This window comes from Serinicoccus profundi (genome assembly GCF_008001015.1).
Taxonomy (GTDB): Bacteria; Actinomycetota; Actinomycetes; order Actinomycetales; family Dermatophilaceae; genus Ornithinicoccus; species Ornithinicoccus profundi.
This window is the reverse complement of the sequence record NZ_CP042862.1, coordinates 800,115-815,090: the sequence shown is the minus strand read 5'-3', so window position 1 is coordinate 815,090 and position 14,976 is coordinate 800,115. Positions and strand designations below refer to the sequence as shown.

Here is a 14,976-nt window from a genome sequence, read left to right as displayed (position 1 = left end):
AGTTCTGCCCCTCCTACTCCCGCGGGATCCGCCCTTCCGACCTCCCAAGAACCGGCGACCTGGCCCTCCGAGATCGGACACGCGGTCTCGGGGCCACGAGACCCTCGGGCCCGCGCGGGGAAGGCAGGACGGGTCGGTACCCTGGCGACGTGAGCACCCTGGACCCGAGCAGCGCCGATCTGACCCTGCTGCAGGACCGCCAGGTGGCGGTGCTGGGCTTCGATGCGATGGGCGCAGCCCACGCGCTCAACCTGCGGGACAGCGGCGTCGACGTCTGGGTCGGCATCGATCCGGACAGCCGGCTCGCGGCCCGCGCCGAGGTCGAAGGTCTGCCGGTCGCGCTTCCCGAGGAGGCGGTCGCGCGGTGCGACATCCTCCTCGTCCCGAGCCTCGGCCACGGCGACGACGGCCCACGCACGGTGACGCGCCTCGTGCAGGAGCACTCCGAGCCGGGCGACCTCGTCATCGTCACCACTGCGACGGCGGTCCATGACGGCCTGCTCACCGTGCCGGAGGGAGTCGACCTCGCGATGCTGCGCAGCATCGGCAGCGGCGACCGGGTCCGCGAGGAGTATCTCGACGGCCGCGGCTGCCCTGCCCTCGTGGCCGTCGCCCGTGACGACAGCGGTGCCGCGTGGGCGACGCTCACGGCCTACGCCGCCGCGATGGGCGCGCTGCGATCGGGCGCGGTCGTGACCACGATCGACCGCGAGAGCATCGCGATGGCCTCGGCCCAGGACCGCATCCAGCGGCCGCTCCAGGAGGCCCTGGAGTCGGCGTTCGAGGATCTGACCGGGCGCGGCGTCGAGCCCGAGGTCGCCTATGTCGCCCTCGTCCACGAGCTCAAGACGCAGGTGGACCAGATCTATGCCGCAGGGTTCGCCACCCAGCACGGCCCCTCGGGCCAGTCCGGCGACCACCAGACCGTCAGCAGCCGCCGGGAGGCCGCCGCCGGCGCCCACCCGCTGGAGCACGCCGGCCGACGCGTCCGCAGCATGACCAGCTGGTTGCGCTAGGCCCGACCTCAGCGCAGGAACAGCGCCCGGAGCCGCACGGTCGTCAGCGCCAGCCCGAGGAGCGTCATGCCGACGAAGTAGAGGCTGTGCACCCACGTCAGCGCGTCGAAGTGGCCGACCGAGAGCTGGCGCATGAGCTCGACGCCGTGCCAGAGCGGCATCGCCATGATGCACCACTGGATCCACTCCGGGTAGACGCCGATCGGGTAGAGCGTCGCCGAGAAGAGGAACATCGGCAGCAGCGCGAAGTTGATGAGGTCCATCTGCTGGAAGCTCGTCAGATAGCTCGTGATCCCCATCCCGAGCGCCGCGAACCCGAAGGCGATGAGCACCGCGGCCGGCACCATGAGCAGCGACCACCACGAGGTCACCAGGCCCATGGCGGCGATGACGCCGAGGAAGCCCAGGGCATAGAGGAAACCGCGGAAGAGCGCCATGAGGATCTCACCGAGCGCGACGTCCAGCGGCCCGAGCGAGGTCTGCAGCATCGCCTGGTAGAGCTTGGCGAAGCGCAGCTTGAAGAAGACGTTCCACGTCGAGTCGTAGATCGCGCCGTTCATCGCCGACGTCGCGAGCAGGGCCGGGGCGATGTAGGCGGCATACCCGATCGGCTGCCCGTCGGGCCCGGTCACCTCCCCGACGAGGCTGCCCATCCCGATGCCCATCGCCAGCAGGTAGAACACCGGCTCGAAGAAGCCGGAGACGAGGATCATCCAGTTCTGGTTGCGGACGACGGTGAAGCCGCGCTCCAGGACGGCGGCGACGTTGCCCGAGGCCATGGACGCGAGCAGAGGTATGCGTCCGCTCCCCGTGGCGGCGACCGCCGCCGACCCCGGCCCGATCGGTGCGCCCGGTCCGACCGCGCTCACGAGTGCAGCCTGCGGGTGTAGGAGCGGGTCGCCCAGATGATGCCGCCGACCGTGCAGGCGAGGAGGAAGGCCAGGTGGACCACGATGAGGAGGGGCGGGACGTCGGCGCCGTAGGACGCCACCCGCGCCAGCTGCGTCCCGTGCCACACCGGCGAGATCCAGCCGATCCAGTGCAGCCAGATCGGCATCGCCGAGAGCGGGAAGAAGGTCCCGGCGAAGAGGAACATCGGCATGACCACGAAGCGCTGGATGAACGCGAACTCGAAGCCCTCGTCCTCCAGGGTCGAGGCGTAGGCCTGCAACGGCGTCCCGAAGGCGGTCGCGGTGAGCACCCCCACGGGCACGACCAGCCACGACCACCCCGAGGGCGCCGCCCCGAAGAGGACCATGATGATCCAGAAGGCCGCCCCCTGGAGCACGAAGCGCAGGACGACCGCCAGCAGATGGCCGATCGCGATCTGGGCGGGTTGCAGCGGGGAGGCTGCGGGCCCGTAGTAGAGCCGGTTCCACTTGAAGCCGCTCATCACCGGGTAGGTCATCTCGGCGGTGACCGACATGACGACGGTCGAGACGAGCAGGGCCGGCGCGACGAAGGTGAGGTAGTCGACCCCGTCGACCGGCCCGGTGCCCCGATCGACGAGCGTGCCGAGCCCGACCCCAAGGGCGACCATGTAGAGCAGCGGCTGGAGGACGGCATACAGCGCGATGGGCAGCGCGAAGGCGCGCATGCCGCGCAGCGTGGTCTCGGCGTAGAACCAGGCGCCCGAACGTCGGGCGCGCGCCGCCATCTCGTGGTGCGGCGGCACCCTCCCGGAGGCGACGAGCCCGGCCGCGTCGAACTCCGCGACGCCACGCAGGTCCCCGGCGGGCTCAGTCAACGAGCGACCTCCCCGTGAGGCGGAGGAAGACGTCCTCCAGCGAGGAACGGCGCACCAGCGACGTCACCGGGTGCAGCCCGCGAGCGGTGACCTGCTCGAGCGCGGCCTCGCCGTCGCGGGCGTAGACGAGGATGCGGTCGGGCAGCACCTCGTTGCGCTCGCCCACCCCCTCGAGCTGGGCGACGACGGCGGCGTTGCGGGCCGAGCCGAAGCGCAGCTCGAGCACCTCGCGGGTCGAGTGCTCGCGGATGAGGGAGGCGGGGCTGCCCTGCGCCATGATCCGGCCGTGGTCGATGACGATGAGCCGGTCGCACAGCTGCTCGGCCTCGTCCATGAAGTGCGTGGTGACCACGAGCGTGGTCCCGGCCTCCTTGAGCCGGAAGAGACGGTCCCACAGGACGTGCCGGGCCTGCGGGTCGAGCCCGGTCGTCGGCTCGTCGAGCAGCAGCACCTTGGGCTCGTTGACGAGGCCGCGGGCGATGGTGAGCCGGCGCTTCATCCCCCCGGAGAGGCTGCCGACCTTCTCCTTGGCCTTGGTCTCCAGCTGGGCGAAGGCCAGCAGCTCATCGGCCTTGACCTGCAGGAAGGCCCGCGACAGACCGAAGTATCGGCCGTACATGACGATGTTCTCCCGGACCCGCAGCTCCTCGTCGAGGTTGTCCTGCTGGGGCACCACCCCGAGGTGCGCCCGGACCTCCGGGCCCTGCCGTCCCGGGTCCATCCCGAGGACGCTCAGCTCGCCGCCGTCCCGGTCCAGCGTCCCGCCGATCATCCGCATCGTCGTCGACTTGCCGGCGCCGTTGGGCCCGAGCAGCCCGAAGCTCTCCCCCGCCTCGACCTCGAAATCGATCCCGTCGACGGCGGTGAAGTCCCCATAGGTCTTGCGCAGCTCCCGGGCTGCGATCACGGCAGGCACGAGCGAAGACTCTACGTGCTCACGAGTGCGCGGCCAACGACTTTTCCGGTATGCCGTCGGCCCGGACCGGGTTCAGTCGCGCGCACGTCGGACCGCGACGAGCCGGCCCGCGCCCACGCCGATGTCCGACCACGAGCCGTCCAGCTCGACGACCGCCGCGGAGGCCGTCGGCAGGCCCCCGTGCAGCGCCTCACGACGGGCGTCCGGCACCCCGACGTCGGTGAGGTCCCACGCGGTGCTCGACATCACCGGCTCGTGGCCGACGACCCAGAGCACGTCCACCGCCGCAGGCACCTCGCGGATCGCCTCGAGCACGCCGTCGATCCCGCCGTCGTAGATCCGGCGCGTCGGCCACGTCTCCACCGTCTCCTCCCCCAGCAGCGCCTCGAGGGTCTGCCAGGCCCGCGCCGCCGTCGACACGAGGGCCAGATCAGGCTCCCAGCCGTCCTCGGTGAGCAGGCGCCCGAGCACCCCGGCGTCCTGCCTGCCCCGGTCCACGAGCACCCGGGCGTGGTCACCGCCGGGTCGCGAGGGGGCACCCTCGGCCTTCGCGTGCCGGATGAGCACCAGTGTGGGCATACCTCGACCTCCGAGTCGTGTCGTCGTCCAGTCTCCCCGCCGTGGCCAGGGTATGCCGCAGGGCCGGGGCGGCTCGTCGCCACCCCGGCCCTGCGGTCATCTCATCCGGGAGATCCCGGCGTCAGGTCAGGTCAGCCGACCCAACCCGGGTACTCCTCGTTGAGCCGGTCCTCGACCTGCTGCGACACCGCGTTGGTGCCACCGAGGATGACGACCCGCTCGGGGCTGAGCCGGTCCAGCTCGGCCAGCGTCGCCGAGGGCAGCTGGTTGGGCTTGGTGAGCAGCACCGGCACGTCCTCGTGACCGGCCAGGGCCGAGCCCGCCAGCGCGTCCGGGAAGTCCCGGCCGGAGGCGATGTAGACCACCGGGATGTCGGCGTCGTGCTCCTGCGAGATCGCGACAGCGGTCTCGTAGCGGTTGGCGCCGGAGATGCGCTCGTCGGCCTGCACCTGGGTGTAGACGACGTCGCTCACCGCACCCTCGCCACCGAGCACGACGATCGTGTCGGGGTTGAGGGTGGCCAGGGCCTCGGCCGTGGCCGCGGGCACCATGTCCGGACGGGTCAGCAGGACCGGGGCGGTCTCGCTGCCTGCGCGGGCGGCGCCCGCCAGGGCGTCGGCGTAGGCCACGTCGTCGCCCGAGGCGAGGTAGACCGTGTCGACGTCCTCGCCGAACATCATCGCGAGGTTGGCGGACGTCTCGTAACGGTCCGTCCCCTCGACGCGGGTCACGTCGCCCCAGGCCGCGAGGTCGCCCTCGACGTCCTCGGACACCGCACCGTCGCCACCGAGGATGACGATGTTGCTCGGGTCCAGCGTGTCCAGCGCCGCGATGGTGGCGTTGGGCAGGTGGTCGTTCTTGGTGAGCAGGACCGGGGCCGGGTCACCGTCGGGCGTGGTCGCCATCCGGGGGATCAGACCCTGGGTGGCGGCCGGCGAACCCGACATGGCGTCGGCGAAGCCGGTGCCGGAGGCGATGTAGACCGTGTCGATGGCCGGGTAGAGCTCGGAGATCTCCGAGGCGGTGGCGTAGCGGTCCTTGCCGAACACGCGCTCGACCATCGGGTCGGGCTCGGGGCCGGGGTCCTCGCCGGCGACCTGGCCGCGGGCCAGGACCGGGATCTCGACGACGGTGTCGCCGGAGGTCCAGCTGAGGTCACCCTCCTGCCAGGCGTCGGTGGCCGCGCCGGTGTTGGCGACGGAGATCGTCACCTCGGCGGTGCCGCCGGCCGGCACGGTGACCGTGGACGGCTCGACGGTCACGGACAGCGTGTCCGGACCGGCGAAGGAGGCCTCGAAGGTCGCGTCGGCGTCACCGGGGTTGGTGACGGTCCGGGTCAGGACCGTCGGCTCGGCACCCAGCGCGGGGATCGAGACGTAGGCGGCGTTGAGGTCGTAACCGGTCGACGGGTCGGCCAGGAAGGCGTCCCAGTCGGCCTCGCCCGAGTCGAAGACCAGGCCGGGCTCGAGGAAGGCGCGCGGCTCGACGAAGCCGGTGCCACCCACGACCGCCTGGTTGCTCTCGGCGTTGGCGTAGTCGATGGTCGAGGTCTGCAGCGCCGACTTGACCGCCATCGGCGACCACTCCGGGTACTCGGCGGCGATGAGCGCGCCGAGACCGGCGACGTGCGGCGACGACATCGAGGTGCCGGTGAGGTAGTTCCAGCCGGGCGTGCCGCCCTCGCTCGCGACAGCGGCCAGGACGTTGATGCCGGGGGCTCCGAGGTCCGGCTTGAGGATGGTCTGCTCGTCCGGCGCGACGTCCACCGGGCCGCGCCCGGAGAAGCTGCCGATCGAGGGGACCGGGCCGTCCTCGGCGCGGTGGGTCGATGCGCCGACCGTGGTCTGCCAGGGACCGATGTGGGCGACCGCGACACCGTCCTCGGCCGAGTTTCCGGCCGAGGCGGTGTTGAAGACCCCGGCGGCCGTGGCGTTCTTGAAGGCCAGGTCGACCGGGTCCTCGTAGGTCGTCGGGTCACCGCTGATCGAGAAGTTGATGACGTCCACGCCGTCGGCCACGGCGGCGTCGATCGCCGCGATGGAGTCGTCCGGGAAGCACCCGCTCACGTCCTCGAAGTCGTAGCAGACCTTGTAGGCCGCGACGTGGGCACCCGGCACCATGCCGGCCAGGTCGTAGGTCTCGCCGCCCGCGTCCTCGAGGGACACCTCGCGACCGACCGCCGTGCCCGCGACGTGCGAGCCGTGCCCGTCGGTGTCGAGCGGGCTGACGCTCTCCGCCGTGATCGGGTTGTAGCCGGCCGCGCGGGCTCCCTCGACGAAATAGCGCGCGCCGACGATCTTGTTGGTGCAGGCCGAGGCCGGGAAGTCGCCCGCGTCGTCACCCTCACCGGTCTCGCACTCGCCGGCCCACCCGGCGGGGGCGGCCGGCATACCGTCGGCGGCGAAGGAGTCGTTGTCGTAGGCGATGCCGGAGTCGATGACGCCGACGACCGTGCCCTTGCCGGCCTCCATCGGGCCCCCGAGCTGGGACCACACGCCACCCTCGCCGCGCAGACCGAGCAGGTCGGGCGAGAGGTCGGTGTCGGGGTTGGCCGGCGCGCCGTCGGGCGCGCCCAGGATGTCCGAGTCCAGCTGGCGCATCGTGGAACGGGTCACCGACACGACGTCGCTGCGCTGGGAGAGCGCGGCGGCCTCGGCGGCGGTGAGCTTCACGGCGAAGCCGTTGAGGGCGACCGTGTAGCGGTAGGTCGGCTCGGCGGAGACGCCCTGGAGGACACCGTCCTGCTGCGCGAGCAGCTGGTCGGTGTAGGAGATGGCCTTCGCCGAGGTGGTGTCCACCTTGGCCATGGCCGACCCGGCGGTGCCCGGGTTGGTGGCCAGCGGCAGCTTGTCGAGCACCACGATGTAGGTGCCGTCCTGGAAGTTCCCGGTCATGCTGACCGGGCCGGCGGCAGCCGGTCCATCGAGCGCGGAAGCGGCCACCGGCGCCATCCCAGCCATGAGGCTGAAACCAGCCACCACGGCCAGGGCGCGGCGTGCCCCCGACGTTGAGCGATACGTCACTGTGAAACCCCTGATATGTCGAGCCGGTTCCCCAGAACGGGTGCCGGCAGATGAGACCTCGCCTCCCACGGGCTCGGTCAGTGGCACCCTATAACGAAACCGGTAGGTTTGCGCAAGGGTTGAGCGACATCGTTGCCGTAAGTTCACCAGAACGACGTCATCGCAGATCAGAGGGGGGACGACGCCGTTCCGGCCACCTGGTGCAGCAGCACACCATTGTCGCGGTATGCCGTGAGTTGAGAATTCAAGTAACTTCCCATCCGCGGCAGCGAGGCCGGCGAGGCTCCCCCGACGTGCGGCACGACGAGGACCCCCGGGGTGGAGAAGGCGGGGTGTCCGTCGGGGAGCGGCTCGGGGTCGGTGACGTCGAGGGCGGCCCGCAGCCGACCGCTCGCGCACTCGGCGAGCAGGGCGTCGGTGTCGACGACCGGACCGCGGGCGACATTGACGACGAGGGCGTCGTCGGGCAGGGCAGCGAGCTCGGCGGCGCCCAGCAGGCCACGGGTGCGGTCGGTGAGGGGCAGCATGAGCACGACCGCGTCGGCGCGCGGCAGCAGCTCGGGCAGACGGTCGATGCCGTGCACGCGGTCGACCAGGTCGTCCCCCGCACGGTCGGCGCTGGCGACCGCGAGCACGTCGCACTCGCAGGCGAGGAGCCGACGGGTCAGGGCCGTCCCGATGCCGCCGTAGCCGACGACGAGCACGGTGGAGTCGGCCAGCGAGCGCCACGGGCCGGGGACCGAGCGGTCCCAGACCCCGTCCGCCTGGCGCAGCACGTGGTGCGGCAGCTGCCGCTGGGCCGCGAGGAGCAGGGCGAGGGCCAGCTCGCTGGTCGCGGTGTCGTGCACGCCGACCGCGTTGGCCAGCTCGACCCCGTCGGGCAGGTAGGGCAGAGCGTGCTCGTAACCCGCGGAGGCCAGGACGACCGCGCGCAGCCCGGGCACCTCACCCATCCGCTTCAGCCACGGCCCGGCGATCATCGACAGCGCGAGGACGTCGACGTCACGCCCGCCCCCGGGCAGGGCCTCGGCGTCGTGGTGGTCGTAGGGCAGCACCTCGACACCGTCGACGTCCCCGAGGTGCGCGAGCAGCTCCTCGGGGACGGCGGCGACCGGAGTCTCTCGCTCGGGGGACGGCATACGCTCGATCAACCCTCGACGCCGAGGGTGTCGAGGATGAGCTGGCGCGCCTTGCCGGCGTCGGCCTGGCCACGCATCTTCTTCATCACCTGACCGATGAGCGCACCGACCGCCTGCACCTTGCCGCCGCGGATCTTCTCGGCGACGTCGGCGTTCTCCGCGATGACCTCGTCGACGGCGGTCTGCAGCGCACCGTCGTCCTGCACCAGCTCGAGGCCGCGGGCGTCGGCGACCTCGGTGGGCGAGCCCTCGCCGGCCAGCACGCCCTCCAGCGTCTGGCGGGCCATCGAGTCGTTGAGCCGGCCGCTGGTGACCAGCTGGTCCAGCTCGGCGACGTGCGCCGGGGTGACGCCGAGGTCCGTCAGGGCCGCCGGCTCCCCCTCCTCGCCCGCGGTCTTGGCCCGGCGGGCGAGCTCACCCATCCACCACTTGCGGGCGGCGGCGGGCGACGCCCCGGCAGCGACGGTCTCCTCGATGACCTCGGCGGCGCCGGCGTTGACGACGTCGCGCATCTCGAGGTCGGAGTAGCCCCACTCGGTCTGGAGCCGGCGACGCCGCTCCGCCGGGTTCTCCGGCAGGGTGGCGCGCAGCCGCTCGACGTCCTCACGGGAGGGCGCGACCGGGACGAGGTCGGGCTCGGGGAAGTAGCGGTAGTCGTCCGCGTCCGACTTGGGGCGGCCGGACGTCGTGACCCCGGTGTCCTCGTGCCAGTGCCGGGTCTCCTGGGTGATCGCCGCACCGCTGTCGAGCACCGCGGCGTGCCGGGTCATCTCGTAGCGCACCGCCCGCTCCACCGACCGCAGGCTGTTGACGTTCTTGGTCTCGGTGCGGGTGCCGAAGGCGTCCGCACCGATCGGCATGAGCGAGACGTTGGCGTCGCAGCGCAGCGACCCCTGCTCCATCTTGACGTCCGAGACGTCCAGCGCACGCAGCAGGTCGCGCAGCGCACCGACATACGCGCGAGCCACGTCGGGCGCCCGCTCACCGGCGCCGGTGAGCGGCTTGGTGACGATCTCGATGAGGGGTATGCCGGCGCGGTTGTAGTCGACGAGGCTGTGGCTGGCCCCGTGGATCCGCCCGGTGGCGCCGCCGACGTGGGTCGACTTGCCGGTGTCCTCCTCCATGTGGGCCCGCTCGATCTCCACGCGGAAGGTGAAGGGCTGCTCCTCCACCCCGTCTCGCGGCGGGACCTCGACGTCGAGGTAGCCCTCGAAGGCGATCGGCTCGTCGTACTGGCTGGTCTGGAAGTTCTTCGGCATGTCCGGGTAGAAGTAGTTCTTCCGGGCGAACCTGCACCACTGCGCGATCTCGCAGTTCAGCGCCAGGCCGATCCGGACCGCCGACTCGACCGCGGTGGCGTTGACCACCGGCAGCGCGCCGGGCAGGCCCAGGCACACCGGGCAGGTCTGGGTGTTGGGCTCGGCGCCGAAGCCGGTCGCGCAGCCGCAGAACATCTTGGTGGCGGTGCCGAGCTCGACGTGCACCTCCAGGCCGATGACCGGCTCGTAACGGGTCAACAGCTCCGCGTAGGGCACGGTGCGCTCGGGGGCGGTGGTCGTCTGGGCGCTCATGCCCTCACCTCGATCTCGGGAGCCTGCTCGATGACGTAGCCGCCCTGCGCCTGCCGCAGCCGCTGCTCCAGGGCCGCGCCGACGGCATACAGGCGCTGGTCCTGCATCGCGGGGGCGAGGATCTGCAGACCCACGGGGAGGCCGTCCTCGTCGGCGAGCCCGGACGGGATCGACATGCCCGGCACGCCCGCGAGGTTGGCGGGGATGGTCGCGATGTCGTTGAGGTACATCGCCATGGGGTCCTCGGTCTTGTCGCCGATCCTGAAGGCGGTCGTCGGCGCGGTCGGGCTGACGAGCACGTCGACCTGCTCGAAGGCGGCCTCGAAGTCGCGCGCGATGAGGGTGCGGACCTTCTGCGCCTGGCCGTAGTAGGCGTCGTAGTAGCCGCTGGACAGGGCATAGGTGCCCAGGATGATGCGGCGCTTGACCTCCTCGCCGAAGCCCTCGTCGCGGCTGGCGCCCATGACCTGCTCGGCGCTGGGGCTGCCCTCGGGGGTGGAGCGTCGGCCGTAGCGCATCGCGTCGTAGCGGGCCAGGTTGCTGCTCGCCTCGGAGGGGAGGATGAGGTAGTAGGCGGCCATGGCGTAGGCGAAGTGCGGGCAGGAGATCTCGGTGATCTCCGCCCCGAGACCGCGCAGCGCGTCCAGCGACTCCTCGAAGCGGGCGAGCACCCCGGGCTGGAAGCCCTCGCCGTCGGTGCCCGCGATCTCGCGGACGACGCCGATGCGCAGGCCGGAGAGATCCGTGGTGCCGCTCGCGGTGACGACGTCCGGGACGGGTGTGTCGATGGACGTGGAGTCCATCGGGTCGTGCCCCGCGAGCACCTCGTGGAGCAGGGCCGCGTCGGCGACAGTGCGTGCGCACGGGCCGATCTGGTCCAGGCTCGAGGCCAGCGCGATGATGCCGTAGCGGCTCACCGCGCCGTAGGTCGGCTTGGTGCCGACGGTGCCGGTGACCGCGGCGGGCTGACGGATCGACCCGCCGGTGTCGGAGCCGATCGCGAGCGGCGCGAGGTATGCCGCGACCGCGGCGCTGCTGCCGCCGCCGGACCCGCCGGGGATCCGGTCGAGGTCCCACGGGTTGCGGGTCGGCCCGAAGGCGGAGTGCTCGGTGGAGGAGCCCATGGCGAACTCGTCCATGTTGGTCTTGCCGAGGATCGGCATCCGGGCCTCGCGCAGCCTGGTGACGATCGTCGCGTCGTAGGGCGGGACGAAGTCCTCGAGCATCCGGCTGCCGGCGGTCGTGGTCATGCCCTGCGTGCAGGCGATGTCCTTGACCGCGACGGGCACCCCCGCCAGCCGGGGCAGCTGCTCCCCCGCCGTGCGCGCGGCGTCGACCTCACGGGCCGTGGCGAGGGCGCCCTCGCCGTCGACGAGCAGATAGGCGTGGAGGGTCGGGTTGAGCCGCTCGATCCGGTCGAGGTGGGCCTGGGTGAGCTCCACCGAGGTGAGCGTGCCGGCGGCGAGCCGGTCGGCCATCTCGACGGCGGTGAGGCGGGTGAGGTCGAGATCGCTCATCTCACTCCTCGTCCAGGATGCGCGGCACGGCGAACCGGTCGTCCTGTGCCTGCGGAGCGTTGGCGAGCGCCTGCTCGACGCTCAGGCTCTCCCGCACCTCGTCGGGGCGGGTGACGTTGGCCAGGGGCAGCGGGTGCGACATCGGGGGCACGTCGGCCGAGGCGACCTCACCGACCTGGCTGACCCAGTCGACGATCTGGTCGAGCTGGGTGGCGAGCCGGTCGAGCTCGGCGTCCTCGAGCTGGATCCGCGCCAGCATGGCGACGTGCGCGACGTCTTCGCGCGAGAGAGTGGACATGGGCCCAGTCTAGGTCGCGCGTGTTGCCACTCTGTTGCCTCTCCCTCAGTCCTCGGTCAGGCGGCGACCCGAGCGCCGACGAGGCGGCCCATGAGCTCGGCGAGCTGTCCCTGGGCCTGCTCGTCGACCAGCCGCTGCCCCTCGAAGGCCGACAGCGAGGAGGCCACGCCGAGGGTCACCTCGATCGGCTCGGCCCCGGCGACCTTCAGCACCCGGACGGCGTCCTCCCGGGCCCACTGCGCGCCACGCGGCGACGCGGAGGCACCGAGCACCGCGGCGGGCTTGCCCGCGAGCGCGGCCTCGCCGCGGGGGCGGGACGCCCAGTCGACGGCGTTCTTGAGCACGCTGGGCAGGCTGCCGTTGAACTCCGGCGTCACCACGATGACGGCGTCCGCCCCCGCCACCTCGTCGCGGAAGGCGCTCACGACCTCCAGCGGCGTGCTGGTGTCGAGGTCCTGGTCGTAGTGCGGCAACTGGGGCGGCAGCTCGCTGACGCGGGCCTGGACCTCCTCGGGCAGCAGCGCCGTCGCGGCCTCGGCGAGGCGGCGGTTCGAGGAGTCGGCGCGCAGGCTGCCGACGAGCACGAGCACGGTGGGGCGGTCGGTTCCAGTAGTCACGTGATGCGTCAAGCATCTGCGCTGCCCGCCTATTCCCCGACGAGACACCGGACGTGCCACTTCCTCCGGACCGTGGTTGCGTCCCGTGGAAGTCGCGCCCGGCACCACCTCTCACGGGACGCTATCCGCGGGCCAGGCGCTCCTTGACCACGGACGGGTTCGGGTTGGTCACGGGTATGCCGTCCATCACCACGGTGGGCACGGTCTCGTTGCCGTCGTTGACGCTGCGCACGAAGGCCGCAGCCTCCTCGTCGTCCCAGATGTTCACCCAGGTCGCCCGGTCACGGAGCCGGCCCAGCCGGGCCTTGAGCATGGCGCAGAAGCCGCATCCCGGTCGCCAGTAGATCACCACGTCGCCGCGCGGGTCGTCCTGCTCCATCGCCTCGACCTCCTGCTGCGTCGCTCCGCGCCGGCGGCCACGCCAGGGTGAGGTCCACCAGGCGATACCGAGCGCCAGCCCACCGTAGCCGACGGCCGACTTCCCCGCCCGCGGGGAGGCCCTACGCTGTGGACGTGATCGACCAGCCGCACGGGGGATATCTCGACCGGCGCTCCCCACGCGGGCGGGTGATGCTGGTTGCGGTGACCCTGGGATCGGGGGTGGCGATCCTCGACGGCTCGGTCGTCAACGTCGCCCTCCGCGCGATCGGTGAGGACCTGCAGGCGAGCCTGCCGCAGCTGCAGTGGGTGATCGGCGGCTACCTGCTCTCGCTCGCCTCGCTCGTGCTCGTGGCGGGCGCGCTGGGTGACCGGATCGGCCGGCGGCGGGTCTACCTCGTCGGCATGGCGTGGTTCCTGGTCGCCTCCGGTCTCTGCGCGCTGGCTCAGGACCCGGGTCAGCTCATCGCCGCGCGCCTCGTGCAGGGCGTCGGCGCGGCACTGCTCACACCGGGTGCATTGGCGCTCATCCAGGCGAGCTACGCCCCGGGCGACCGGGCGCCCGCGATCGGCACGTGGGCCGGGGTGTCCGGGATCGCCGCCGCCATCGGCCCGCTCCTGGGCGGGGCGATCGTCGACACCACGAGCTGGCGGTGGATCTTCGCCATCAACGTGCCGCTGTGCCTGGTCGTCATCGCGCTGACCCTCTGGTCGGCGCCGGAGAGCCGGGACACCGAGACGACCGGCCGCTTCGACCTCGCCGGCTCGGCACTGATCGTCGTGACGCTGGGTGCCTCGACGTGGGCGCTGACCACCGCGGCCGACGCGCAGACCTGGGCCGTCGTGCTCGCCTGGGTGGTCGCGGGTGTCGCGGCCGTGGCCTTCGTCGCGTGGAGCCGGCGCGCGGCATACCCCCTGGTGCCGTTGCACCTCTTCGGCTCTCGCGTCTTCTCCGCGGCCAACGCCATGACCCTGCTGGTGTATGGCGCGCTCGGCGTCGTCATGCTCTTCGTCGTCATCCAGCTCCAGGTCACCTCCGGGTGGTCGGCGACCGCCTCGGGGCTGGCGGGGCTGCCGGTCACCATCGCGCTCCTGCTGCTCTCGACGCGCGCCGCCGCACTGGCCGACCGCATCGGCCCGCGGGTCCCGATGACCCTCGGACCGATCGTGTGCGGCCTGGGGACGGTGCTCATGGTCGGGATCGGGCGGGGCACCGGTTGGGTCGGGGTGCTGCCGGGCATGGTGATCTTCTCCCTGGGCCTGGCGCTGCTCGTCTCCCCGCTCACCGCCGCGGTGCTCGCCGCGGTCGCCGACCGGTATGCCGGTCTGGCCAGCGGGATCAACAACGCCGTCGCCCGCACGGGCTCGCTGCTGGCGGTGGCCGCGCTGCCGGCCGTGGTCGGACTGTCCGGGGACGACTACGCCGACCCGGTCGCCTTCACGGACGGCTACCGCGCGGCCATGCTCATCTGCACCGCGCTGCTGGTGGCCGGTGGCGTGATCAGCTGGTTCGGACTGGGGCGCGGCCGCGTCAGCGCGGACTCACGATGAGGTAGCGCTCGTCCTCGATCTCCTTGCCCCAGTAGGCCGTCTCCGGTAGGTGACGGACGCTGACCTCCGCGCGCCGGGTGCGCACGAGGCGTTCGCACTCGGCAGCGCTCAGCCCGGCACCCGTGGACCAGTGGCCCTCGACGAGGACGACGCTCCCTGCCGGACGCAGCAGCTCCAGCCACCGGGCGAAGGTCTGGGCGGGGTCGGGCATCGCCCACAGGACGTGCCGACTGAGGACGACGTCGTAGGCGTGGGGCTCGAGCGCCGGCTCGGCCGCGTCGCCGACGACGAACTCGGCCTCGGGGACCTTGCTCCGGGCGCGCCGGATCATCTCGGGCGAGAAGTCGAGCCCGTCGACCCGGTAGCCCTCGTCGGTGAGGAGTCGGGTCAGGGTGCCGGTGCCGCACCCGAGGTCGGCGATGCGAGCCGGGGCCGAGGGGAGAACTCCGAGCAGGAGCACGCGCCAGGCCTCCCGCACCGCCGGGTCGGCGAGCCCGTGGTCCGGCTCGTCGTCGAAGCGGTCGGCCTCGTCGTCCCACAGCTCGCGCGTCATGCCGACAACCTATGCGCGGGCTCGAGTCCACGGGGACTACCCCCCGCATCGCGTTCGTTGGCTCGCGGAGT

Annotated in this window: 14 protein-coding genes; 2 read left to right on the top strand and 12 right to left on the bottom strand. The window is 72.1% G+C overall.

What is annotated here, in order from left to right:
- Positions 1–149: 149 nt before the first annotated feature.
- The gene (locus tag FA582_RS03820) at positions 150–1,016 is read left to right on the top strand and encodes a ketol-acid reductoisomerase (RefSeq protein ID WP_010149076.1); all 867 of its coding nucleotides are present in this window, start codon (positions 150–152) and stop codon (positions 1,014–1,016) included.
- An 8-nt stretch (positions 1,017–1,024) separates the two neighbouring features.
- Here FA582_RS03820 and FA582_RS03815 read toward each other — a convergent pair whose 3' ends face one another.
- The 11 genes from FA582_RS03815 to FA582_RS03765 all read right to left on the bottom strand — a co-directional run bounded on the left by FA582_RS03815 (position 1,025) and on the right by FA582_RS03765 (position 12,802).
- Positions 1,025–1,795, bottom strand: a complete 771-nt coding sequence (locus tag FA582_RS03815; RefSeq protein WP_238705472.1) for an ABC transporter permease — start codon at positions 1,793–1,795, stop codon at positions 1,025–1,027.
- An 86-nt stretch (positions 1,796–1,881) separates the two neighbouring features.
- Positions 1,882–2,763: an ABC transporter permease gene (locus FA582_RS03810; protein ID WP_010149078.1), complete on the bottom strand. Its 882-nt coding sequence runs from the start codon at positions 2,761–2,763 to the stop codon at positions 1,882–1,884.
- The gene (locus tag FA582_RS03805) at positions 2,756–3,679 is read right to left on the bottom strand and encodes an ABC transporter ATP-binding protein (RefSeq protein WP_010149079.1); all 924 of its coding nucleotides are present in this window, start codon (positions 3,677–3,679) and stop codon (positions 2,756–2,758) included. Before FA582_RS03805 ends, FA582_RS03810 begins: the two co-directional genes overlap by 8 nt.
- 72 nt (positions 3,680–3,751) lie before the next feature.
- The gene (locus FA582_RS03800; RefSeq protein WP_010149080.1) at positions 3,752–4,258 is read right to left on the bottom strand and encodes a SixA phosphatase family protein; all 507 of its coding nucleotides are present in this window, start codon (positions 4,256–4,258) and stop codon (positions 3,752–3,754) included.
- Positions 4,259–4,389: 131 nt separating this feature from the next.
- Entirely contained in the window at positions 4,390–7,200 is a 2,811-nt protein-coding gene (locus tag FA582_RS03795; RefSeq protein WP_010149081.1) for a cell wall-binding repeat-containing protein, read from the bottom strand.
- A gap of 248 nt (positions 7,201–7,448) precedes the next feature.
- The gene (locus FA582_RS03790) at positions 7,449–8,420 is read right to left on the bottom strand and encodes an NAD(P)-dependent oxidoreductase (protein ID WP_010149082.1); all 972 of its coding nucleotides are present in this window, start codon (positions 8,418–8,420) and stop codon (positions 7,449–7,451) included.
- A gap of 8 nt (positions 8,421–8,428) precedes the next feature.
- Entirely contained in the window at positions 8,429–9,991 is a 1,563-nt protein-coding gene (gene gatB, locus FA582_RS03785; RefSeq protein ID WP_010149083.1) for an Asp-tRNA(Asn)/Glu-tRNA(Gln) amidotransferase subunit GatB, read from the bottom strand.
- Entirely contained in the window at positions 9,988–11,508 is a 1,521-nt protein-coding gene (gatA, locus tag FA582_RS03780) for an Asp-tRNA(Asn)/Glu-tRNA(Gln) amidotransferase subunit GatA (RefSeq protein WP_010149084.1), read from the bottom strand. The genes gatB and gatA overlap by 4 nt, the downstream gene beginning before the upstream one ends.
- Before the next feature lies 1 nt (position 11,509).
- Positions 11,510–11,806 (bottom strand): Asp-tRNA(Asn)/Glu-tRNA(Gln) amidotransferase subunit GatC, encoded by a 297-nt coding sequence (gene gatC / locus FA582_RS03775; protein WP_010149085.1) that lies wholly within the window; start codon positions 11,804–11,806, stop codon positions 11,510–11,512.
- A 56-nt stretch (positions 11,807–11,862) separates the two neighbouring features.
- On the bottom strand, positions 11,863–12,423 hold the full coding sequence (locus FA582_RS03770; protein WP_237707565.1) for an NADPH-dependent FMN reductase: 561 nt from the start codon (positions 12,421–12,423) through the stop codon (positions 11,863–11,865).
- Between the two features lie 121 nt (positions 12,424–12,544).
- Entirely contained in the window at positions 12,545–12,802 is a 258-nt protein-coding gene (locus FA582_RS03765; protein ID WP_010149087.1) for a glutaredoxin domain-containing protein, read from the bottom strand.
- 134 nt (positions 12,803–12,936) lie between these two features.
- Between FA582_RS03765 and FA582_RS03760 the strand changes: the two genes are divergently transcribed.
- Entirely contained in the window at positions 12,937–14,352 is a 1,416-nt protein-coding gene (locus tag FA582_RS03760) for an MFS transporter (RefSeq protein ID WP_237707568.1), read from the top strand.
- Here the strand turns inward: FA582_RS03760 and FA582_RS03755 are convergent.
- Positions 14,333–14,905, bottom strand: coding sequence for a class I SAM-dependent methyltransferase (locus FA582_RS03755; RefSeq protein WP_010149089.1), 573 nt, complete (start codon positions 14,903–14,905; stop codon positions 14,333–14,335). The genes FA582_RS03760 and FA582_RS03755 overlap by 20 nt on opposite strands.
- Positions 14,906–14,976: the final 71 nt, after the last annotated feature.

Coding starts and splice junctions, on each gene's coding strand:
- FA582_RS03815 (WP_238705472.1), bottom strand. CDS start 1,795: ATGGCCTCGGGCAACGTCGCCGCCGTCCTGGAGCGCGGCTTCACCGTC.
- FA582_RS03800 (WP_010149080.1), bottom strand. CDS start 4,258: ATGCCCACACTGGTGCTCATCCGGCACGCGAAGGCCGAGGGTGCCCCC.
- FA582_RS03790 (WP_010149082.1), bottom strand. CDS start 8,420: ATGCCGTCCCCCGAGCGAGAGACTCCGGTCGCCGCCGTCCCCGAGGAG.
- gatB (WP_010149083.1), bottom strand. CDS start 9,991: ATGAGCGCCCAGACGACCACCGCCCCCGAGCGCACCGTGCCCTACGCG.
- gatA (WP_010149084.1), bottom strand. CDS start 11,508: ATGAGCGATCTCGACCTCACCCGCCTCACCGCCGTCGAGATGGCCGAC.
- gatC (WP_010149085.1), bottom strand. CDS start 11,806: ATGTCCACTCTCTCGCGCGAAGACGTCGCGCACGTCGCCATGCTGGCG.
- FA582_RS03765 (WP_010149087.1), bottom strand. CDS start 12,802: ATGGAGCAGGACGACCCGCGCGGCGACGTGGTGATCTACTGGCGACCG.
- FA582_RS03755 (WP_010149089.1), bottom strand. CDS start 14,905: ATGACGCGCGAGCTGTGGGACGACGAGGCCGACCGCTTCGACGACGAG.